Source organism: Halopseudomonas pelagia, from assembly GCF_009497895.1.
Lineage (GTDB): Bacteria > Pseudomonadota > Gammaproteobacteria > Pseudomonadales > Pseudomonadaceae > Halopseudomonas > Halopseudomonas pelagia_A.
Window position 1 is genome coordinate 4,227,813 of sequence record NZ_CP033116.1, and the last position, 21,191, is coordinate 4,249,003.

Below are 21,191 nucleotides of genomic sequence, written 5' to 3' on the forward strand. Positions count from 1 at the left end.
AAGCTGCAAGCACCCCTGATTTGCGCCAAGCACAACCATATTGGCAATGCGCGAGCCAACTTGCCGCTTACAGCCTGAAGCTTGCCGCTGCTCCAAAGGAGCCCCAATGCGCCGCAAGATTCCCCCTACCCAGGCCCTGATCTGTTTCGAATCTTCGGCCCGGCATGAAAGCTTTACCAAAGCAGCAGAGGAACTCGCGCTGACGCAAAGCGCTGTCTGCCGACAAATAGCCAATCTGGAAGAATTTCTCGATGTACAGCTGTTCCGCCGCACCCGGCGCGGCGTGAAGCTGACCGAGGCGGGTGAAACCTACAGCCGCCGCATCAGCAGCCGATTGGACGCTGTAGAGCGCGACACCTTGTCGGTAATGGGTAACCAGGGCACGGCAACGCTGGAACTCGCCGCGGTTCCTACCTTTAGTACCCAGTGGCTGCTACCGCGCCTCAAGGGCTTTCTTCACGCCCACCCCCATGTATCGATCAACCTGACCAACCGCACTCGGCCCTTTCTGTTCGCTGACACCGAATTCGATGCCGCAATCTATTTCGGCGATGGTGACTGGTCTGGTACCGAGGCGCATTTTTTGATGAAGGAGTCTCCGGTGCCGGTATGCAGCCCTGATCTGATTGCGCCGCATACCGCGCTAACCGCGCGACAGATCAGCCAGATGCCGTTGCTGCAACAGACTACCCGCCCTTACGCCTGGCGCCAGTGGTTCGCCTCGCTAGATATGCGTGTTGCGCACGACCTGAATGGTACCCGGCTGGAGCTGTTCTCCATGCTCGCCAAGGCCGCCGTGCATGGCATGGGGGTGGCATTGATTCCACCTTTTCTGATTCGCGATGAACTGGAAAGCGGTCGCTTGGTCACCCCCTGCCCGCACAGCTTCGACAGCGATCATGCGTACCATCTGGTGATTCCAGAGCGCAAGGCGGAATCCGCTACCTTGCTGGCGTTCAAAGACTGGTTGGTGGAAGAGTCACGGGCGTACCGCGACTCCTGACCGGCGCTAATCAGAATTCGGGACTATTCCCTTTCCGCGCAGTCCAGCGCGTCATAAACAAAAACGGCGAGCCAAGGCTCGCCGTTCGTATGCCGCCAGGGAGGTTTACTGACGGATGCCTTCTACGGTCAGAATCAATTCCACTTCCTGCGAGGCCGGACCCAGGTCCATCGGGATATCGAAATCCTTCAGACGCAGAGTGGTATTACCCTCGAAACCGGCGCGATAGTTGCCCCATGGGTCGTCACCCTCGCCCAGGAACTTGGACTCGAGCACCACTGGCTTGGTCACGCCATTCAGGGTCAGATCGCCGGTGATATTGGCGGTGTCATCACCAGTCATTTCCACGGCGGTGGATTTGAAGGTGGCTTGCGGATGCTTGTCGACGTTGAGGAAATCATCGCTGCGCAAATGCTTGTCACGCTCGGCGTGATTGGAATCCACGCTGGTAGTATTGATGGTGACATTCACTTCACTGGCTTCGGGCTTGTCCGCGTCCCAGCTGAAGGTACCGTCAAAATCGTTGAAGCGACCATATAACCAGCTGTAGCCCAGATGGCTGATTTTGAAGTTGATGGAAGCGTGCTGGCCTTCCTTGTCGATCACGTAGTCAGCGGCCTGCAAACTGCCACTTAACGCCATCAAGCCGCCCAGCGCGATGCCGACGAATGTTTTTTTCATATCAATGCTCCTCAGGTGAATGCTGACGCAAGCCAAGCATGCGTCGCAAAGTATTGTCGCGGTCGATAAAGTGATGCTTTAAGGCACCCAGCGCATGCAGGCCTGCTAACACCAATACGCTAATGGCCAGCCAGTAATGCACCAGACCGGCGCGGTCCGCCTGTTCAGGCAGACCGGTGATCAGTGCGGGCAGGGTAAACCAGCCAAAAACGTCGATGCCCTGCCCTTTTGCGGTAGAGATAAGACAGCCGCTGAGCACGATCACAATCAGTAACAGGTATAGCAGTCCATGAACCAGACTGGCGAGCCGTAGCTCCCAGACCTTGTGGCCGGGAATATGCGCAGGCCTGGGATTTACCCAACGCCACAGCAACCGCAAGACGATCAATCCCGCCAGCGAAACGCCGATACTCTTGTGCCAGAACGGCGCGCTGCGGTAATAGGGGCTGTAATAGGTGAGATCGGTCATCCACAGACCGAGGATAGCCAGGCCAACGACGGTGACGGCTACTAGCCAATGGAGGGCGATAGCGGCAGAGCCGTAAGTACGCAAGGTGTTTCTGATCTGCATGACGTCGGTCCGATGTGTCAATGAGGGCGATTCTCACATCGAATCAGCCAAACAAAAAGCGCAATATTTGGTTCTGAATTATCCAGTAAACAGATAGCTTATCGAAGGCACAAAAAAATGGCCCCTGAATCGGGGCCAATATCGAGTATCAGCTTAGTGGCACTCAGGCGAACAGCCTTTTAAGTTCAGCACCAGGATCAGTGGCCCGCATAAAGGCTTCACCGACCAAAAATCCGTATACATCGTGAGCCAGCATCAGGTCCACATCAGCGCGCGAGAGCAGCCCGCTTTCCGTAATCAGCATTCGATCACCCGGCACTCGGGGCAGCAGATCCAGGGTGGTTTCCAGCGTGACGTCAAAGGTATGCAGATTGCGATTGTTGATGCCGATCAGTGGGGTATCCAGGCGCAGCGCACGCTGCAGCTCATCGCCGTCGTGCACTTCGACCAGTACGTCCAACTTCAGACGCTGCGCTTCGGCGGCCAGCTCGGCCATCAGCCCGTCATCCAGTGCCGAGACAATCAGCAGAATGCAGTCAGCGCCCATCGCTCTGGCTTCCAGGACCTGATACGGATCAATCAGGAAGTCCTTGCGGATCACCGGCAGGCTGCAGGCTGCCCGCGCGGCGCGTAGATAGTCGTCATGGCCCTGAAAGAAGTCCACATCGGTCAACACAGACAAACAGGTAGCGCCCCCCAACTCGTAGCTGCGAGCAATCTCCGCTGGATCGAAATCTTCCCGCAGCACGCCCTTGCTCGGCGAAGCTTTCTTGATCTCGGCAATCACCCCGGGCTTGCGCGCATCAGCACAACGCTGCAGCGCCGCAGCAAAACCGCGCGGTGGTTCAGCGGCAGCGGCCAGGCTTTCGAGTTCCTGCACGCTGACGCGAGGGCGGCGCTCAGCCACTTCCTCATGCTTGCGGGCAATGATGTTCTGCAGAATGGTTGGAACGCTCATTGGGCGGATTCCTCACGAAATACGTCGGTAAAGGCGATCAGCTCATTGAGCTTTTCCCGCGCCAGCCCGGAATGCAGGGCGTCGGAGGCCAGTTGCACCCCTTCAAGAAAAGTGGCGGCCTGATCGCTGGCATAAAGCGCCGCGCCAGCGTTGAGGATGATCATGTCGGCGGCTTTCTCACCCGCTTCGGTCTTGCGTTTGCCCAGCGCGTCATTGATCAGTGCCAGGGATTCGGCTGCGTCGTTCACGCTCAGGCCAATCAGGCTGCGGCTGGGAATACCCAGCTCTTCAGGGCTGACATCATACTCGCGCACTTCGCCGTTTTTTAACTCAGCCACATGGGTCGGCGCCGCCAGACTGACTTCATCCAGACCATCGCGGGCGCTAACCACCAGCACATGCTCACTGCCCAGGCGCTTGAGCACCTCGGCCATGGGCCGGCACAGTTTATCGGTAAACACTCCAATGACCTGATGCTTGACCCCGGCCGGATTGGTCATCGGCCCGAGCATATTGAACAGGGTGCGCAGACCCAGCTCCTTGCGCGGGCCTACCGCGTGCTTCATTGCACTGTGATGCGCCGGTGCAAACATGAAGCCGACACCGACCGCCTCGACACAGCGCCCGACCTGCTCCGGCGTCAGCGCCAGATTCACACCCGCCGCTTCAAGCAGATCAGCGCTGCCGCTCTTGCCGGACACCGCGCGGTTGCCATGCTTGGCCACCTTGCCACCCGCTGCCGCAACGACCAGCGCCGCCGCCGTGGAGACGTTGAAAATGTTCGCGCCATCGCCACCCGTACCGCAAGTATCCACCACCCGCTCGCCGCTGACCTTGACGCCAGAAGCCAGCTCGCGCATGACCATGGCCGCGCCGGTGATTTCATCGATGCTTTCACCCTTCATGCGCAGGCCGACCAGAAAAGCACCAATCTGCGCGTCGGTGCACTGCCCGGTCATGATGTCGCGCATCACCGCGCGCATTTCTTCGGTACTCAGATCAATCTGCTCGACGACGCGCGCCAGTGCTGTCTTGATATCCATGCTCGCTCCTAGTCCGCTCAGCCGCGCAGGCCGCCCTGTTGCTTGAGGAAGTTGTCCAGCAGCTCGTGGCCCTGGTCAGTGAGAATCGACTCGGGGTGGAACTGCACACCTTCGATCATGTACTCACGATGACGCAGCCCCATGATCTCATCCACCGAGCCGTCGTCGAGCTGGGTCCAGGCAGTCATCTCAAGGCAATCCGGCAGGGGCTCGCGGCGTACCACCAGCGAATGGTAACGGGTCACCGTCAACGGGTTGTTCAAACCGGCAAACACGCCCTGATTTTCATGAAATACCGGACTGACCTTCCCGTGCATGACCTGCCGGGCGCGAATGACTTCGCCGCCAAAGGCCTGACCGATTGCCTGATGGCCCAGGCAAATACCCAGAATCGGCAGTTTCCCCGCGAAATGCCGCAGCACCGCAACTGATACGCCCGCCTCGTTGGGTGTACAAGGGCCGGGAGAAATCACAATGCGCTCAGGTTGCAGCGCTTCGATCTCGGCAACGCTCAGCTCATCGTTGCGGATGACCTTGACCTCAGAACCCAGCTCGCCCAGGTACTGCACCACGTTGTAGGTGAAGGAGTCATAATTGTCGATCATCAATAACATGTCTTATCCCTCACTCGACTGACTGTTCGGCCAGGGCCACGGCCCGGAACATCGCACGACGTTTATTGATGGTCTCTTCCCACTCCAGCGCCGGCACCGAGTCGGCGACGATACCGCCACCGGCCTGCACGTGCAGCTCGCCGTTCTTGATCACTGCGGTACGGATTGCAATCGCGGTATCCATATTGCCGTTCCACGCCCAGTAACCTACTGCGCCGCCGTAGACGCCACGTTTGACCGGCTCCAGCTCATCGATGATTTCCATCGCACGGATCTTTGGCGCCCCGGACAGGGTCCCGGCTGGCAGGATCGCACGCAGGGCATCCATTGCATTCAGGTGCCCGAGCAACTGGCCCTTCACGTTGGAGACGATGTGCATGACGTTGGAATAGCGCTCGATAACCATTTTTTCGGTGACCTGCACCTTGCCAGTCTGCGCTACGCGGCCCACGTCATTGCGGCCCAGGTCGATCAGCATCAGATGCTCGGCAATTTCCTTGGCGTCGGAGAGCAGGTCCACTTCCAGGGCGTGATCTGCTTCTTCGGTAGCGCCGCGTGGCCGAGTGCCGGCAATCGGGCGCACGGTAACTTCGCCGTCTTCCACGCGCACCAGCACCTCGGGCGAGCTGCCGACCACATGGAAATCGCCAAAGTTGAAAAAGTACATATAAGGAGTCGGGTTCTGGCTGCGTAATGCGCGGTACAGATCAATCGGTTCGGCCTTGAAATCGATACTCATACGCTGAGAGGGCACCACCTGCATGCAGTCGCCGGCAAGAATGTATTCCTTGACGGTATCCACTGCGCGCTCGTAATCCTCGCGGGTGAAACTGGCGCGGTAATCCAGCTCGCGATCCGGTGGATTATCCAGCGATAGCGGTTTGCGCTGGGCCAGCGGCTGGCGCAGCTTGTCGAGTATCTGAGCAAGGCGCGCGTTGGCGCTATCGAAGGCATTGGCGTCTGCTGGATCGGCCAGCACGATGGCGTGCAGCTTGCCCGCCAGATTGTCGAATACAACTACTTCGTCCGACACCATCAGCAGGATGTCCGGATTACCCAGCGGATCGGGGTTCGGACAATGCGCCAGACGTGGCTCGACGTAACGCACGCAGTCGTAACCAAAATACCCGACCAGACCGCCGTTGAAACGCGGCAGACCGGGAATGCTCGGGACGCGGTAGCGGTCCTTGAATTCTTCGACAAAGGCCAGCGGGTCGGCACACTCATGCTGCTCGGTTTCAATGCCATCGACCAGTACATGCACGCTATGGCCATAGACGCGCAACACCGTACGGGCGGGCAAGCCAAGGATCGAGTAACGGCCCCACTTCTCGCCGCCCTGGACCGACTCCAGCAGGTAGGAATAGGGCGCATCGGCCAGTTTCAGGTAGGTCGATAGCGGCGTATCCAGATCGGCCAGCACTTCGCGTACCACGGGTACACGATTAAAGTCCTGGGCAGCCAGGCTTAGAAATTCTTCTCGGGTCATGATCAGCCTCATGGGGCGGGAAATTGTCACACAAACACAGGAGGCCCGCGCTAAACGCGGGCAGGCAGGATCAGGTGCGCCAACGCCAGCGGGCGAGGGCCTTGATCACTCTCATCAGTTTGCGGTTGCTGACAAACACGGCTGATCCGTCTTGGTAAGGTGTGGGAACACCGAAAGGTTATATGAGCACGTCGAGTGAATCAACCAGCAAATCCGGGTTTTCCAGGCTGACCGGGCGGCCATGGTTATAGCCATAACTGACCGCCACCACTTTTACTCCAGCCGCCTGACCGGCGAGTACGTCATTGCGCGAATCACCCACAAACAGGGTGTCCGCCACGCCAACGCCTGCCTGCTGCATTATCCAGTGCAGGGCCGCCGGGTCGGGCTTCTGCACCGGCAGCGTATCGCCACCGACCAGCCAGCGAAAATAACCAAGCAGGCCCTTCTCCTCAAGGAGCGGCGCGACAAAGCGCTCGGGCTTGTTGGTTGCTACCGCCATCAATACGCCGTGTTGCTGCAAAGCATTGAGAAAAGCAGTCACACCGGGATAGAGGGTGGTGAGTTCGTGTCCGCCGGAATAGGCCTGCAGAAAGGCTTGATGCGCAAGCTCAGCTTCTTTTTCATCGACGCTGGCGTGATCGATGGAGCCGGCCAGCGCACGCCGAACCAGCACCATCGAACCATTGCCCACCCAGTCGCGTACCCGCTCAACACCTGCGGACGGGCGCCCCAGTCCCAACAACATGCTATCAATGGCGGCAGACAGATCGGGCACCGAATCCAGCAAGGTACCGTCCAGATCAAAAATCACCAGCTTCGGCAGTTGCCCGCCAAACAGGCGCTCAAGCATCAACGTGCGACCTGGGCCAGCTCGGCGCGCATGCGGTCAATCACCGCCTTGTAATCGGGCTTGTTGAAGATCGCCGAGCCAGCGACAAAGGTGTCGGCTCCCGCTTCGGCGATCTGCCGAATATTATGCTCGCTGACGCCGCCGTCGACTTCCAGGCGAATATCGCGGCCACTGGCATCGATCAGCGCCCGCGCTTCACGTAGTTTATCCAGCGTGCCGGGGATGAATTTCTGCCCGCCAAAGCCTGGGTTAACGCTCATCAGCAGCACCATGTCGACCTTGTCCATCACGTACTTGAGGCTGTCCAGCGAGGTGGCCGGATTGAACACCAGACCGGCTTTGGCACCACCTTCACGAATCAGCTGCAGCGACCGGTCGATATGCTCACTGGCCTCCGGATGAAAGGTAATAAAGGAAGCACCCGCTTCGAGGAAATCACCGATGATGCGGTCAACCGGCTTGACCATCAAATGCACATCAATCGGCGCGGTAATGCCGTATTTGCGCAATGCGCTGCAGACCATCGGGCCAATTGTCAGGTTAGGTACGTAATGGTTGTCCATCACGTCAAAGTGGACAATATCGGCACCGGCCGCGAGCACCTTGTCGACCTCTTCCCCGAGGCGGGCAAAGTCGGCGGACAATATCGAAGGGGCAATCGCATAATCAGGCATGACGGACCTCGGCAGTGAATTCGGAACGGCCATAGTCTACCCCAAGCAGCTCCGCGCCGCCCTGTTATACTCGGAGGAAATGCCCAGGGACGCCAGCTTATGCAACATTCATCATATCTGTTATGTGTGTCGGCGAAGAGGCTTTGGGTTGGTCTGGTGCTGACGCTCGCCATGGCGTCAATGGCGGGCGCTCAAGAATCCGATACCGAACCTGCGGCCGCCAGCGGCACCGCCACAACGGACACCGCAAGCGCACCCAGCCGCAGCAAGGTACAGGAACAAAGTCTGGAAAGACTGCTACCTGCTACTCAACAGCGGCGCCTGGATATCGACGACCAAGCTTTTCTGGGGCTGTTTCTTCCTGCTGCGCAGCCCAAAGCCCTGGGCAGTATTATTCTTATCGCAGGACAGGATGAGCACGCCGACTGGCCGGTGCTGATAGGCCCAGCACGGCGCCAGCTAAGTGCAGAGGGCTGGCACACGTTGGCCATCAGTTTGCCTGAGCGCGGCTACGCCGCACCCGGCCTGGGCGATGAGCAGAGCACGAGCCCTGAGTTGCAGTATCGGACCCAGGTATTGGCGCGGATTCAGGCGGCAAGACAAGTACTAGAGGCCGAAGGCGGAGCGGACAAGGATCTGCCCATCGTACTGCTGGGTCGGGGCGAAGGTGCGCTCTGGGCACTGATCGCTGCGGCGGAGACAGGCAGCCCGCCGACGGCCGCACTGATATTGCAGGATCTGCCGGTAACCGCCGAGGGCGAAACAACCAGCACGCTGCTGCTAGAGCAGTGGGCTGGGCCCACCTACGACATCCTAATCTCTCCCGCCGAACACGCTGAAGCGCGCAAACTGCAAGCCAGGCGCCTGGCTCATAACCGCTACCAGCAACTTATCTGGCCGCAAAGCGGGCACTCTGAGCTGAAACAGCAGATGCTCATCAAGCGCCTTGGTGGCTGGCTGAAACGTGCGCTTAGCGAAACCCCCGGTAACGCTTGATCAGCTCGTAGGCCTCCTGAATAAGGTGGATGCGTTCGCCGGCCAGCCCGGGGTCGCGCTCACTGCCGCCACGGGCAATCAGTTTGTCCGGATGATGCCGGCTAAGCTGCCGCCTGTAGGCGCGCTTGATCTGCTCAGGCGGCGCATCCAGCCCGACTTCCAACAGGCTGGCGGCTTCCTTTAAACGGTCTCGATTAGCCACCGGTGCACTGCCCACGCCGGACTGGCTGCCAGCTCCAGCTGACCCGGAATCACCGCGAGAATAGCCCCGTTGGTGCCGTTGATGCATACGCTGCTGCTCTGCCCGACCCATTCCGGCCTGGCCACCCCACTCATGCAGCAGCGCCCGCTCGTGCGGCCCGAGCACGCCATCGGCCAACGCCATCCGCCAGCAGCAGTCAAGCAGCTCGGCGATCCGGGCGGGCTCACGCTTGAGCAGTCGCCGCACCAGCGGCGTCAGCCGCTTGCTCGGCAACTTGCCCTGGTTGAACCACTGCATGGCTTGCAAGCGCGCAGCTTCATCAAACCGGTATTGCTGCATCAAGTCACGAGCCAACTGCAGATGCGCAGGCAAGACTCGGCCGTCAGCCTTGGCTAGCCGGCCCAGGCAAAGAAACAGCACCTGTTCGAAACTTGCTTCCCTGCCCAGCAACTCGCGGCAGCGCCTCGGCAGATCACTCCAGCGCTGCAACTGCCAATGACGATCCAGCGCGTGCCCCAGTACAGCGCCAAAAATGCCGCCAGGTACGCCGCCAATGCTACCGCCCAGCGCCGCGCCGATTACCGTCACCGGCCAAAGCACAGGCGTCAGGCTCCCTGGGCCAGGCGACTGGCATCCGCCAGGCGTTCGGGCGTGCCCACATCAACCCAGGGGCCGGAGAAATACTCGCCACTCACCAGACCAGCGTCGGCTGCCTGGCGCAGCAGCGGCGCCAAGGCGAACGCACCACCTTGCTGCCCCTCGAACAGCTGCGGATGCAGCACCGCCAGCCCGGAATACGTCAGCGCCTGCTCCGAATCAGACGGGTTGCGTACCTCACCCTGCACCAGCACGAAATCGCCCTGGGTCTTGAAGGATGGATTATCCACCAGCACCAAATGCGCAAGTTTGCCCGCTGGCAGCTGTAAGCCAGCGAACTCGAATGGCGTCCATATGTCGCCGTTCACCAGCACGAACGGCTGGTCACCCAGCAAAGGCAATGCCCTGAATATACCCCCGCCGGTCTCCAGCGGCTCGCCTTCCGGGGACCATTGGATCGTCACATCAAGGGCCGCTCCGTCAGCAAAATGCGCCTCCAATTGCTCGCCCAACCAGGCGTGATTAATCACCAGATCGGTCACCCCCGCTTGCCTCAAGCCCTCCATATGCCATTGGATCAAAGGCTTACCTGCTACCGGAAGCAGGGGCTTGGGGGTATGCAGGGTCAGGGGACGCATGCGCTCACCTTTGCCGGCGGCCAGAATCATCGCTTTCATGCGTACAAACCCAGGCTGTCCAGCAGGCGCTCAAGTGGCGCCAGCCGATGATCTTGGGCGCAGGCTTCGCGCAGATATCCGACGAAACGCGGCGTATCGCTCAAATAATGGCCTTTGCCATCGCGGTAATTGATGCGCGCAAAAATACCTAACACTTTCAGATGGCGCTGCACGCCCATTAATCTGGATTGCGCACGAAAGGTCTGGAAATCCGCTGGCATCGGCAAGCCGACCTCACGGGCCTGCTGCCAATAACGCTCCAACCAGGCTTCGCGCTGACTCAGCGGCAGGGTAAAGAAGGCATCAGCCAACAGCGAGGTAACGTCGTAGCTCAAAGGCCCGTAAAGCGCATCCTGAAAATCAAGCACGCCCGGCTCACCGTCGGCGGTCATCAGATTGCGCGGCATATAATCTCGGTGCACGAACACCTGCGGCTCGGCCAGATTGCTGTCGAGGACCAAACGGCACAGTGTTTGCCAGTCCTGCTCTTCGGCGCTGCTGAATTGACGCTGCAGATGCCGACTGACATACCAGTCGGGAAACAACTGCAGCTCTCGGCGCAAGATAGTTTCGTCGTAGTCGGCCAATATCCCCGGCCGACTGGCTTGCTGCCAACGCACCAGCGTGGTGATCGCCGTCGCGTAAAGTTGCTCGATACTGGCGGCATCGATTCCCTGTTGAATGCTCTGCAGGTAGGTACTGGCACCCATATCTTCCAGCAGCAAAAAACCCTTCTGCAGATCGGCGCTATATATTTGCGGCGTGCGCACTCCTGCTTCTGCCAAGAGCGCGGCTATTCTGACAAAAGGTGCGGAATCCTCCTGCTCTGGCGGGGCATCCATCACGATAATGCTGCGCGAACCATCCACCCAACGAAAATAGCGGCGGAAGCTCGCATCCGCACTGGCCGCTGACAGCTCGCCCGAGCCCACCTCGCCCCAGCCCAGCGTGGCGTAGGTCTGGGCCAATTGCGAGGGCAACCAGGCGTGCAGCAGTGCTTTTCTAGAATCCATCATTTCCATCCCATTCAGACGGACGCTGGCTCTGGCGTCCTACAATGCTTTATTATCCCCTATCTTGCTGATTACTCGCAGCATGCATATAGCATTCTTCTCGCACAAGCGTTGCGCGCACCGACTGGAAGCCCGGACAAACATACAATGGCCTACCGCACACCACCGTTTCGCCCTACCTTTCCCATGTTGCTGGTCAGTGGCTTGCTGTTAGCCCAGCCCTTGAGCAGCGTGGCCGCCAATCAGGTTGAATGCCGCGCCAGCAGCAGCGGCGCTGGCTGGGATTGCTCCCCGCTATCCGCCCCGGCGGCGTTACCGCCCCGGCCGGCTCAGGCAGTGCAGCCAGCGCCGCGCGCGACAGAACCCGCGCCAGTCGAAGCGCCTGAAAGCGCCACCGCGGCGACCCCTGCCAGCCGCCCTGCTGTAACGGGTGACTACAGCGAGCTGGACTGGGTTCCCCGCGAGCAGCTCAGCAGCGAACAGCAGGCAGCCATCGCGCCCTATTGCGGCGGCATGTATGTGGAGCCCGAACGCGAAGGCCGCGATAACGAAACGCCCTTTAATGAGCTGCCCGTTTCCGCTGCTGCGGACTCCAGCAGTTTTGAGCAAGGCAGTCAGACCGGCACGCTGGAAGGTGACGTCCTGTTGCAACAGGGCCGCCTGCAGGCTCAGTCGAATCAGGCCAGCTTTGATCAAGCCAATAATCTGATCGTGCTGGATGGTAATGTCCGCCTGCGCGACCAGGGAGTGCTGGTTCTGGGCGACAGCGCACGGATGCAGATCGACACCGGCGAAACCCGCATCGACCAAGTGCGTTACGTCGTGCATGAATCACGTGCGCGGGGCACTGCGACCAAGCTGATGCGCCGTGACGACGCAGTGATCGTCATGACCGACGGGACTTACACCACCTGCGAGCCTGGCGAAAACACCTGGGCATTGCACAGCAAAGACATCGAGCTGAATCGCGAAGAGGGTTGGGGCGAGGCCAAGCACGTCACCTTGCGCGTCAAGGACGTACCGGTGTTTTATACGCCCTGGATGAATTTCCCACTGGATGATCGCCGCAAATCAGGCCTGTTGACTCCAAGCTTTGCCTCCAGCACCGATAGCGGCTCGGAGCTGACCGTACCTTACTATTTCAATCTCGCGCCCAATTACGACGCTACTTTGTATCCACGCTTCATGAGCAAGCGCGGTCTGCTGATGGAGGGTGAAGCCCGACATATGAACGAGCAGAGCCAGTCACAGATCAACGCCGCCTACCTTGATGACAGCGAGTTTGGCGATACGCGCTGGATGTACCAGCTGCGACATGACAACCTGCTTGCACCACGCTGGAGAGCCAATGTCGATTACAGCGACATCAGCGATCCCTTCTATTTCCAGCACCTCAACTCATCGCTGGAGTCGCGGCCGGACACCTACGTCAATCAGCGTGTCAGCAGCACCTACGCGGGCAATACCTGGCGCTTTGAGGCCGCGGTGCATAGCTACGAGCTGGCTGATATTACCTCAGTCACGCCCTATGACCGGCTGCCCCAGCTACGTCTTGATGGCGCCAACCGCATAGCTGGCACTGGCCTAAGGTTCAACTATCGCACCGAGTACAGCTACTTTGACCGTGATCTGAACAGCGGTTTACTCTCGGGCCGCGACGGCGTTCAGTTTGATGACGCCAATATTGGCATCCGCGAACCCGACGAAAGCCTTGTTGGCTTGCAGCGGGCCACCGGTAGCCGAGTAGTAGCAGCGCCTGCACTTGAATACCCGATGACCACCAGCTGGGGCTTCCTGACTCCCACCGTAAAGGCGGTTATGACTCAGTATGACCTCGACTTCGATGATAGAAATGACGGTTTTGACTACGCCGGCGCTGAAACAACCCCAGGCAACGTCACGCCTCTTGCGAGCCTGGATGGCGGTTTGTATTTCGATCGGCAAGCAAATTGGTTCGGCCAGACATTCAGGCAGACGTTTGAACCTCGGGCTTACTATCTCTATGCACCCTATCGCGACCAGAGCGACCAGCCTCTGTTTGACACAAACGAGTTTGCCTTCAGCTACAGTTCGCTTTTCCGCGACAACCGCTTCAGTGGCAGCGACCGTATAAGTGACGCCAATCAATTCACCCTGGGTGCCACCAGCAGATTTCTTGATGACGCTGGGCGCGAGCGAATCCGCGGCAGCCTGGGCCAGATCTTTTACTTGAGTGATCGCGATGTCGCGCTGCTACCCGATGGCGCCGGCGCGACTACCGATCCAACGCAATCAACATCCGCTTACGCTGGCGAGTTCATGTACCAGATGAGTGATGCATGGCGCTTCCGCAGCGATGTCATCTGGAATCCGGATAACAACAACGAGGACGCCGGTAGCGCGATCTTCAACTATCAGCCAGAGCCCCGCAAAATCATCAATGCGGGTTACCGGTTCCGAAACAACATCAATACCTTCGATGCCCTGTCTGGTACCTTCAGGCGCAATGCCAACGACCGTATCGATCAGTCAGACTTGTCGACGATATGGCCAATCAACAATCAGTGGAGCGTTATTGCTCGCTGGCAGCACGACTTCACTCGTGACCGAACCCTGGAAGCATTCGGTGGTCTGGAGTACGACAGCTGCTGCTATAAGGTCCGTGTCATCAACCGGTACTGGGTAGACTACGACGAATATGAGACGGTGACTGACGATTCAAGCAACCGTGGCATTTTCATTCAGATCGTGCTCAAGGGATTGGGCAATGTCACCGGCAACCGTGTCGAAAGCCTGTTCGATCAAGGCATCCCTGGTTACAGAGAGCGTGAAAACAATGGTTTTTAAGGTAAAAGTTTTTAAGTTATATCCCGCTTTACTCAGTCTGTGCGCAGGCTTGATTTTCAGCACCGGACTGCATGCCCAAGTGGTACCACTGGACCGGGTCGCGGCCATCGTCGACAACGACGTGGTCATGGCCAGCCAGCTGGATCAACGTATGCAGGAATTGCAACGTCAGCTGCGCGAGCGCGGCACCCAACTGCCGCCTGACGACGTTCTGCGCCAACAGGTGCTTGATCGCCTGGTGGTCGAAAGCATCCAGCTACAAATGGGCGAGCGTGCCGGCATTCGTATCGACGACGCCACGCTGAACCAGACCATGGAGCAGCTGGCCCAGCGCAACAATGTCACCACCGAGCAGTTCCGCGCTGCACTAGAGCGTGATGGCATCAGCTATGACCAGGCGCGTGAACAGATTCGTCGCGAAATGATCATCAACCGGGTGCGTCAGCGCCGCGTCGCGGAGCGTATCCAGGTCTCCGATCAGGAAGTGCGCAACTTCCTCGACTCGGAAATGGGTCGCCTGGAAACGGCAGAAGAGTACCGCCTGGCGATGATTGTGCTGCCTATCCCGGAAAGCGCGAGCCCGGATGAGGTCCGCGCCATTGGTGAGACCGCCAACGATATCTACCAAGAGCTGAACGCTGGAGCTGATTTCACCAATCTGGCGGTCGCCCGCTCCCGCGGCGATACGGCACTGGAAGGCGGCGAGCTTGGCTGGCGCCGCAGCGCGCAGTTGCCCGGCCCGTTCGCTAGCGCCGTAGCGGCGCTGGACACCGGCGAAGTGACCCAACCGCTGCGCTCGCCTGCGGGCTTCCATATTCTCAAGTTGCTCGAGACTCGGGGCGGTGAAGGTCAGATGGTAGAAGAATTTCACGTTCGCCATATCCTGATCAAGCCCAGCGAAATTCGCACCGAGGAGGAAGCTGCGCAGCTGATTCAGCGCATTTACGAGCGCATCCGCAATGGCGAGTCGTTCGCCACTCTGGCCAGCGCATTTTCCGAAGACCCAGGCTCCGCCTTGAACGGTGGATCGCTGGACTGGGTTATGCCCGACAGCATGGTGCCCGAGTTCCGCGAGGTCATGACCGAGATCAGCGAAAATACCGTTTCCGCACCCTTTCAGTCTGAATTCGGCTGGCACATCCTGGAAGTCCAGGGTCGTCGCAACGTCGATATGACCTCGGAGATGCGTGAACAGCAGGCGATGAGCTTGTTGCGCAATCGCAAATACGAGCAGGAACTGCAGACCTGGCTGCTGGAAATTCGTGACGAAGCCTATGTCGAGATCAAGATATAGTGTCTTGCAAAACCATCGCCCTGACCGCCGGCGAGCCGGCGGGCATTGGCCCGGATTTGTGTCTGATGCTTGCGATGCAACCCTGCAAGCACCAGCGGGTAGTCATCGCTGACCCCGACCTGCTGAACGCACGCGCCCGCTTGCTGGGCCTTGACATTGAACTAAGCGTTTTTGACCCATCCACCACCCCAACGGCCCAGGTCGCTGGCCAGCTGAGTGTTCTGCCCGTAAAGCTGGCCGCTCCGTGCCAACCGGGAGTGCTCGATCCAGCCAACGCTCACTACGTGCTGGATACCCTGCGCCTGGCGGGCCACGGGTGTGAGGCAGGGCATTTTGCCGCCGTCGTTACCGCCCCGGTGCATAAAGGCATTATCAATGACGCCGGCATCCGCTTCTCGGGGCATACCGAGTTTTTTGCCGAACTTACCGGTACGCCGCTGGTGGTGATGATGCTCGCCTGTCCCGGTCTGCGAGTGGCACTGGTGACGACGCATCTGCCGCTGCGCGCTGTCGCGGACGCTATTACTCAGCCACTGCTCGAACAGATCATCCGCATACTGCACCAGGATCTGCAGCAGAAATTCGCCATCGCCGCGCCGCGTATTCTGGTCTGCGGCCTTAATCCCCACGCGGGTGAAGGCGGGCATATGGGTAGCGAGGAAATCGATGTCATAAACCCTGTGCTGGAGCGGCTACGAGCTGAAGGCATGCACCTTCAGGGACCCTTGCCAGCCGACACGCTGTTTACCCCCAAACATCTGGATCAGGCCGATGCGGTGCTCGCCATGTATCACGATCAGGGGCTGCCTGTGCTCAAGCACAAGGGCTTCGGCAATGCCGTCAATATCACCCTGGGCCTGCCGATCATCCGTACCTCGGTAGACCACGGTACTGCGCTGGATCTTGCCGGCGGCGGTAAAGCCGATGTCGGTAGCCTGAATGTTGCATTAAACACCGCCATCGACATGATCGACGCCACGGAGTCAGTATGAATCAGTTTGCCCCGCACCGGGCGCGCAAGCGTTTTGGCCAGAATTTCCTGCATGACGCCGGGGTGATCAACCGTATCTTGCGTGCCGTGAGCCCCAAGGAGGGGCAGCGTCTGGTCGAAATCGGGCCAGGTCAGGGCGCTATTACCGAAGGCTTGTTAGCCAGTGGCGCGCAACTGGATGTGGTCGAACTCGATCATGACCTGCATCCGTTGCTCTTGGCCCGTTTTGGCGCCAGCCCCCAGTTCACCCTGCACAAGGGCGATGCGCTGAAGTTCGACTTCCGGGCGCTGGCAGAAACGGGGCAAAAGCTGCGTATTGTCGGCAACCTTCCGTATAACATTTCAACGCCGTTGATGTTTCACCTGATTGCCCAATCCGACTGCGTCGCCGATATGCACTTCATGCTGCAGAAAGAAGTGGTCCAGCGCCTGGCCGCAGGGGCCGGCATGAATCATTACGGCCGTCTGGGCATCATGGTGCAGTATCACTGCCAGGTAGAGCACCTGTTCGATGTCGGTTCCGGCGCGTTCAGCCCGGCGCCAAAAGTCGACTCGGCTATCGTTCGCCTGACGCCGCATGCAGAACTGCCGCACCCGGCTGATGATGTCGGCATGCTTGAGCTGGTCGTTCGCGAGGCGTTCAATCAGCGCCGCAAAACCCTGCGCAATACACTCAAATCCTTGATCGATGCTGAAAGCATTGAGGCTGAAGGCATAGACCCGACCCTGCGACCGGAACAAATAGACTTGGCCGGCTTCGTGCGTCTGGCCAATCGGTTAGCCAGAGACAGGACTACCCAATGAGCACCCACACCGCTTACGCCATCGAGATTAAAGTCGAGAGTCGCTACCTGCGCGAGCAATCCGACCCCAGTGCCAGCCGTTATGCATTCGCCTATACGATCCACATCAAGAATACGGGCGCCATCGCGGCGCAATTGATTGATCGGCATTGGAAGATCATTGACGGCAATGGCGAGCTCAAGGAAGTACAGGGCCCCGGTGTAGTAGGCGAACAGCCTCTACTGGAACCCGGCGCCAGCTTCACCTATACCAGCGGCTGCCTACTGGAAACCCCGATCGGCACCATGGAGGGCAGCTATGGCATGCGTGCCCAAGACGGTCACACCTTTGCCGCGCCCATCGCGCTGTTCCGCCTGGCCAAACCCAACGCCCTGAACTGACTCAGATACTGCTAAAGCCACCGTCCACAAGGCCACGCTATGACTACCTACGCCGTTGGCGACATTCAGGGTTGCTTGAAGCCCCTTAAATGCCTTCTCGACGAGGTCGCATTCAATCGCTCCTGCGACGTGCTCTGGTCGGTCGGCGATCTGGTCAATCGCGGTCCGGATTCGCTCGACACCCTGCGTTTTATCGATAGCCTGGGCAGCGCCTGTATTGCCGTGCTGGGTAATCACGATCTGCATCTGCTGGCGGCCAGCCGCGACGCCAGCCGCCTGCGTAAATCCGACACCCTGTTGCCGATTCTCAAGGCCGATGACCGTGAGCAGTTGCTAACCAGCTTGCGTCGGCGCCCCTTGGCGCATTGGGATGAGCGTATGGGTGTGCTGATGACGCACGCCGGACTACCTCCCACCTGGACCGTCAAGCAAACGCTCAAACGTGCTGCCGAGGTCGAAGAGGTATTGCGCTGTGACGAGCGTCTGCCACTGTTCCTGGATGAAATGTACGGCAACGAGCCTGACCGCTGGAAGCCCTCGCTTACCGGCCCGGCCCGCCTGCGCTGCATAACCAACTATCTGACTCGCATGCGCTTTTGCAAGGCCGATGGCACTCTGGATCTGAAAACCAAGGAAGGCGTCGGCGCCGCGCCCAAAGGCTTCGCACCCTGGTTCACCTATCCCCGACGCGATCCCCAGACCCAGGTGGTATTCGGTCACTGGGCCGCGTTGGAGGCAAAAACCGGCGTAGCGGGTATTCACGCGCTGGACAGCGGCTGCGTCTGGGGCAACAGTATGACCTTGATGAATGTGGATACCGGTGAGCGTCACCAGTGCAGTTGTGGAGAACCAACATGAGCGAGTTTCAACGTATCAGCCCCGAACAGGCCAGCCAGCTGCTGGAGCAGGGCGCAGCATTGGTCGATATCCGCGATCCACAGAGCTACGCCCAGGGCCATATCAGCGACGCCGTGCGTCTGGATAACGACAGCCTGCCCGCTTACGTCGCCACTGCCGACAAGCAAGCCCCGCTGATAGTCTGCTGCTACCATGGCAATTCGAGCCAGCCAGCCGCGGCCTATCTAGCCAGCCTGGGCTTCGAGCAGGTCTACAGCCTGGACGGTGGCTTCGAATTATGGCGCGCGCAGTATCCAGGCAATATCAGCAGCAGCTGACAATTCACTGACAAATACCCGGCAATATTATTTTCCCGCATTTTTTTCCGAACGGTTGTGCCAGTACCGGCTAAACGTTCTATTCTGTAGCTGAGGCATTCATTACATGAAAGCCGGTCTGCCGGCTTCCGATAAAACGGGAGCCTGCCGGACCCCGCCGGGGAGCCATATCCTGCCCGTTGGACGGTTCGACAGACTCCCCGCCATGCCTGCGCGCGTTGGTACTGGGGGATTATTGCATCAAGGAAATGCTGTCGCCCTTTAACGGCCGTCAGGCTGGCCTATGGCCGGAAGTCGCAGACCTCATTCAGGTATCAGAGAGGTCAGTCATGAGCATATTCAGTCATTTCCAGAACCGTTTTGAAACCACCCGGCAGGAAGAGTACAGCCTGCAAGAGTATCTCGACCTCTGCAAAACCGATCCGCTGACCTACGCTACCGGCGCAGAGCGCCTGCTTCGCGCCATTGGTGAGCCGGAGCAGGTTGACACCTCGATGGACCCGCGACTTTCCCGCATCTTTTCCAACAAGGTCATCAAGCGCTACCCGGCCTTTGCCGACTTCCACGGCATGGAAGATGCGATAGAACATATCGTCTCCTTTTTCCGCCATGCTGCCCAAGGGCTGGAGGAGCGCAAACAGATTCTTTACCTGCTCGGCCCGGTGGGTGGCGGTAAGTCTTCACTGGCAGAAAAACTCAAATCGCTGATGCAGCAGGTACCCTTTTATGCGATCAAGGGCTCCCCGGTGTTCGAGTCGCCCCTGGGTTTGTTCAGTCCTGAGGAAGACGGCGCCATCCTCGAAGAGGATTTCGGCATCCCGCGGCGTTATATCAACAGCATCATGTCGCCATGGGCGGTAAAGCGCCTGCATGAGTTCAATGGCGACATCAGCCAGTTCAGAGTGGTGAAGCTCTATCCTTCGATTCTTCAGCAGATCGCTATTGCCAAGACCGAGCCGGGTGACGAGAACAACCAGGACATTTCCGCCCTGGTGGGCAAGGTGGATATTCGCAAACTGGAAGAGTTTCCGCAGAACGATCCCGATGCCTACAGCTATTCTGGCGCGCTATGCCGCGCTAACCAGGGCTTGATGGAATTTGTGGAGATGTTCAAAGCGCCAATCAAGGTATTGCACCCGCTGCTGACGGCGACCCAGGAAGGCAACTACAACAGCACTGAGGGTCTCGGTGCGATTCCTTTCAATGGCGTTATCCTGGCGCACTCCAACGAGTCAGAGTGGCATACCTTTCGCAACAACAAGAACAACGAAGCTTTCATTGACCGTATCTACATCGTCAAGGTGCCCTACTGCGTGCGCGTGACGGACGAGATCCAGATCTATCAGAAGCTGCTGACCAGCAGCTCGCTGGCCCACGCCCATTGCGCCCCCGATACGCTGAAAATGCTCGCGCAGTTCACTGTGCTGTCACGCCTCAAGGAACCGGAAAACTCCAACGTCTACTCGAAGATGCGGATTTACGACGGTGAGAACCTCAAGGACACCGACCCCAAAGCCAAGTCAATCCAGGAATACCGTGACGCCGCTGGTGTGGATGAGGGCATGAACGGCCTGTCGACCCGCTTTGCCTTCAAGATCCTGTCGAAGGTCTTCAACTACGACAACAGCGAGGTCGCGGCCAACCCGGTGCACCTGCTGTATGTGCTCGAACAGCAGATTGAACAGGAGCAATTCGCCAACGATGTCAGCGAGCGTTACCTGCGCTTTATCAAGGAGTACCTGGCGCCGCGCTATGTCGACTTTATCGGCAAGGAAATCCAGACCGCCTATCTGGAGTCTTACAGCGAGTACGGGCAAAACATCTTTGATCGCTATGTGATGTACGCCGATTTCTGGATTCAGGATCAGGAGTACCGCGACCCGGACACCGGTGAGATTCTCAACCGTGTGGCGCTGAACGAGGAGCTGGAAAAGATCGAGAAGCCCGCCGGCATCAGCAACCCCAAGGACTTCCGTAACGAAATAGTCAACTTCATGCTCCGCGCCCGGGCGCAGAACAATGGCAAGAATCCATCCTGGTTGTCCTACGAAAAACTGCGGATGGTGATCGAGAAGAAGATGTTCTCCAATACCGAGGATCTGCTCCCGGTCATCAGCTTCAATGCCAAGGCGTCCAAGGAAGATCAGAAGAAACACGGCGACTTCGTCAGCCGCATGATCGAACGTGGCTACACCGAAAAACAGGTACGTCTGCTTTCGGAATGGTATCTGCGCGTACGTAAGGCCCAGTAGCGACGAACCGCTACTGGGCAGCCTCAAGCCATAAGTTTCAAGCGGCAAGAGGACACCCCATGAGCGCGGACCAGACGCTAAGGTTTGATTCAGCACGG

Annotated in this window: 21 protein-coding genes; 10 read left to right on the forward strand and 11 right to left on the reverse strand. The window is 58.9% G+C overall.

Features of this window, described 5'->3' with window-relative positions; all coding sequences use genetic code 11:
- Positions 1-106: 106 nt before the first annotated feature.
- The gene (locus tag EAO82_RS19410) at positions 107-1,003 is read left to right on the forward strand and encodes a LysR family transcriptional regulator (RefSeq protein WP_096347022.1); all 897 of its coding nucleotides are present in this window, start codon (positions 107-109) and stop codon (positions 1,001-1,003) included.
- A 105-nt stretch (positions 1,004-1,108) separates the two neighbouring features.
- Here the strand turns inward: EAO82_RS19410 and EAO82_RS19415 are convergent, their stop codons facing one another.
- The 8 genes from EAO82_RS19415 to rpe form a co-directional block, all read right to left on the reverse strand.
- Positions 1,109-1,684, reverse strand: a complete 576-nt coding sequence (locus EAO82_RS19415; protein ID WP_096347021.1) for a YceI family protein — start codon at positions 1,682-1,684, stop codon at positions 1,109-1,111.
- Between the two features lies 1 nt (position 1,685).
- Complete coding sequence (locus EAO82_RS19420; protein ID WP_096347020.1) at positions 1,686-2,255, reverse strand: cytochrome b; 570 nt, start codon at positions 2,253-2,255, stop codon at positions 1,686-1,688.
- 163 nt (positions 2,256-2,418) lie between these two features.
- Complete coding sequence (gene trpC, locus EAO82_RS19425) at positions 2,419-3,213, reverse strand: indole-3-glycerol phosphate synthase TrpC (protein WP_096347019.1); 795 nt, start codon at positions 3,211-3,213, stop codon at positions 2,419-2,421.
- The gene (trpD, locus tag EAO82_RS19430) at positions 3,210-4,256 is read right to left on the reverse strand and encodes an anthranilate phosphoribosyltransferase (protein ID WP_096347018.1); all 1,047 of its coding nucleotides are present in this window, start codon (positions 4,254-4,256) and stop codon (positions 3,210-3,212) included. The genes trpC and trpD overlap by 4 nt, the downstream gene beginning before the upstream one ends.
- Before the next feature lie 17 nt (positions 4,257-4,273).
- A complete protein-coding gene (locus tag EAO82_RS19435; protein WP_096347017.1) occupies positions 4,274-4,870 on the reverse strand; it encodes an aminodeoxychorismate/anthranilate synthase component II in 597 nt (198 codons plus the stop codon).
- A gap of 10 nt (positions 4,871-4,880) precedes the next feature.
- Positions 4,881-6,359, reverse strand: a complete 1,479-nt coding sequence (gene trpE / locus EAO82_RS19440; protein WP_096347016.1) for an anthranilate synthase component I — start codon at positions 6,357-6,359, stop codon at positions 4,881-4,883.
- Between the two features lie 178 nt (positions 6,360-6,537).
- Positions 6,538-7,212, reverse strand: a complete 675-nt coding sequence (locus EAO82_RS19445) for a phosphoglycolate phosphatase (RefSeq protein WP_096347015.1) — start codon at positions 7,210-7,212, stop codon at positions 6,538-6,540.
- The gene (gene rpe / locus EAO82_RS19450; RefSeq protein WP_096347014.1) at positions 7,212-7,886 is read right to left on the reverse strand and encodes a ribulose-phosphate 3-epimerase; all 675 of its coding nucleotides are present in this window, start codon (positions 7,884-7,886) and stop codon (positions 7,212-7,214) included. Before rpe ends, EAO82_RS19445 begins: the two co-directional genes overlap by 1 nt.
- 99 nt (positions 7,887-7,985) lie before the next feature.
- On the opposite strand from rpe, the gene EAO82_RS19455 reads away from it, so the two are divergent.
- Complete coding sequence (locus EAO82_RS19455) at positions 7,986-8,882, forward strand: DUF3530 family protein (protein WP_096347013.1); 897 nt, start codon at positions 7,986-7,988, stop codon at positions 8,880-8,882.
- Here EAO82_RS19455 and djlA read toward each other — a convergent pair.
- The 3 genes from djlA to EAO82_RS19470 are packed head-to-tail and all read right to left on the reverse strand — an operon-like array spanning position 8,857 to position 11,380.
- On the reverse strand, positions 8,857-9,684 hold the full coding sequence (gene djlA / locus EAO82_RS19460; RefSeq protein WP_174959065.1) for a co-chaperone DjlA: 828 nt from the start codon (positions 9,682-9,684) through the stop codon (positions 8,857-8,859). The genes EAO82_RS19455 and djlA overlap by 26 nt on opposite strands.
- A gap of 5 nt (positions 9,685-9,689) precedes the next feature.
- A complete protein-coding gene (gene murU / locus EAO82_RS19465) occupies positions 9,690-10,358 on the reverse strand; it encodes an N-acetylmuramate alpha-1-phosphate uridylyltransferase MurU (protein ID WP_096347011.1) in 669 nt (222 codons plus the stop codon).
- On the reverse strand, positions 10,355-11,380 hold the full coding sequence (locus EAO82_RS19470; RefSeq protein ID WP_096347010.1) for an aminoglycoside phosphotransferase family protein: 1,026 nt from the start codon (positions 11,378-11,380) through the stop codon (positions 10,355-10,357). Before EAO82_RS19470 ends, murU begins: the two co-directional genes overlap by 4 nt.
- A 138-nt stretch (positions 11,381-11,518) precedes the next feature.
- Between EAO82_RS19470 and EAO82_RS19475 the strand changes: the two genes are divergently transcribed.
- From EAO82_RS19475 to EAO82_RS19510, 8 genes are all read left to right on the forward strand, one after another.
- Positions 11,519-14,197 carry an LPS-assembly protein LptD gene (locus tag EAO82_RS19475; RefSeq protein ID WP_096347009.1) on the forward strand — a complete coding sequence of 893 codons (2,679 nt, stop codon included), beginning with the start codon at positions 11,519-11,521 and terminating at the stop codon, positions 14,195-14,197.
- Positions 14,187-15,491 carry a peptidylprolyl isomerase gene (locus tag EAO82_RS19480; RefSeq protein WP_096347008.1) on the forward strand — a complete coding sequence of 435 codons (1,305 nt, stop codon included), beginning with the start codon at positions 14,187-14,189 and terminating at the stop codon, positions 15,489-15,491. The genes EAO82_RS19475 and EAO82_RS19480 overlap by 11 nt, the downstream gene beginning before the upstream one ends.
- Positions 15,488-16,483, forward strand: a complete 996-nt coding sequence (gene pdxA / locus EAO82_RS19485; protein ID WP_410402939.1) for a 4-hydroxythreonine-4-phosphate dehydrogenase PdxA — start codon at positions 15,488-15,490, stop codon at positions 16,481-16,483. The genes EAO82_RS19480 and pdxA overlap by 4 nt, the downstream gene beginning before the upstream one ends.
- Positions 16,480-17,286, forward strand: coding sequence for a 16S rRNA (adenine(1518)-N(6)/adenine(1519)-N(6))-dimethyltransferase RsmA (gene rsmA / locus EAO82_RS19490; protein WP_096347006.1), 807 nt, complete (start codon positions 16,480-16,482; stop codon positions 17,284-17,286). Before pdxA ends, rsmA begins: the two co-directional genes overlap by 4 nt.
- Complete coding sequence (gene apaG / locus EAO82_RS19495; RefSeq protein ID WP_096347005.1) at positions 17,283-17,666, forward strand: Co2+/Mg2+ efflux protein ApaG; 384 nt, start codon at positions 17,283-17,285, stop codon at positions 17,664-17,666. Before rsmA ends, apaG begins: the two co-directional genes overlap by 4 nt.
- Positions 17,667-17,705: 39 nt before the next feature.
- Complete coding sequence (locus tag EAO82_RS19500; protein ID WP_096347004.1) at positions 17,706-18,524, forward strand: symmetrical bis(5'-nucleosyl)-tetraphosphatase; 819 nt, start codon at positions 17,706-17,708, stop codon at positions 18,522-18,524.
- Entirely contained in the window at positions 18,521-18,841 is a 321-nt protein-coding gene (gene glpE / locus EAO82_RS19505; RefSeq protein ID WP_096347003.1) for a thiosulfate sulfurtransferase GlpE, read from the forward strand. The genes EAO82_RS19500 and glpE overlap by 4 nt, the downstream gene beginning before the upstream one ends.
- 329 nt (positions 18,842-19,170) lie before the next feature.
- Positions 19,171-21,093 carry a PrkA family serine protein kinase gene (locus EAO82_RS19510; RefSeq protein ID WP_096347142.1) on the forward strand — a complete coding sequence of 641 codons (1,923 nt, stop codon included), beginning with the start codon at positions 19,171-19,173 and terminating at the stop codon, positions 21,091-21,093.
- Positions 21,094-21,191: the final 98 nt, after the last annotated feature.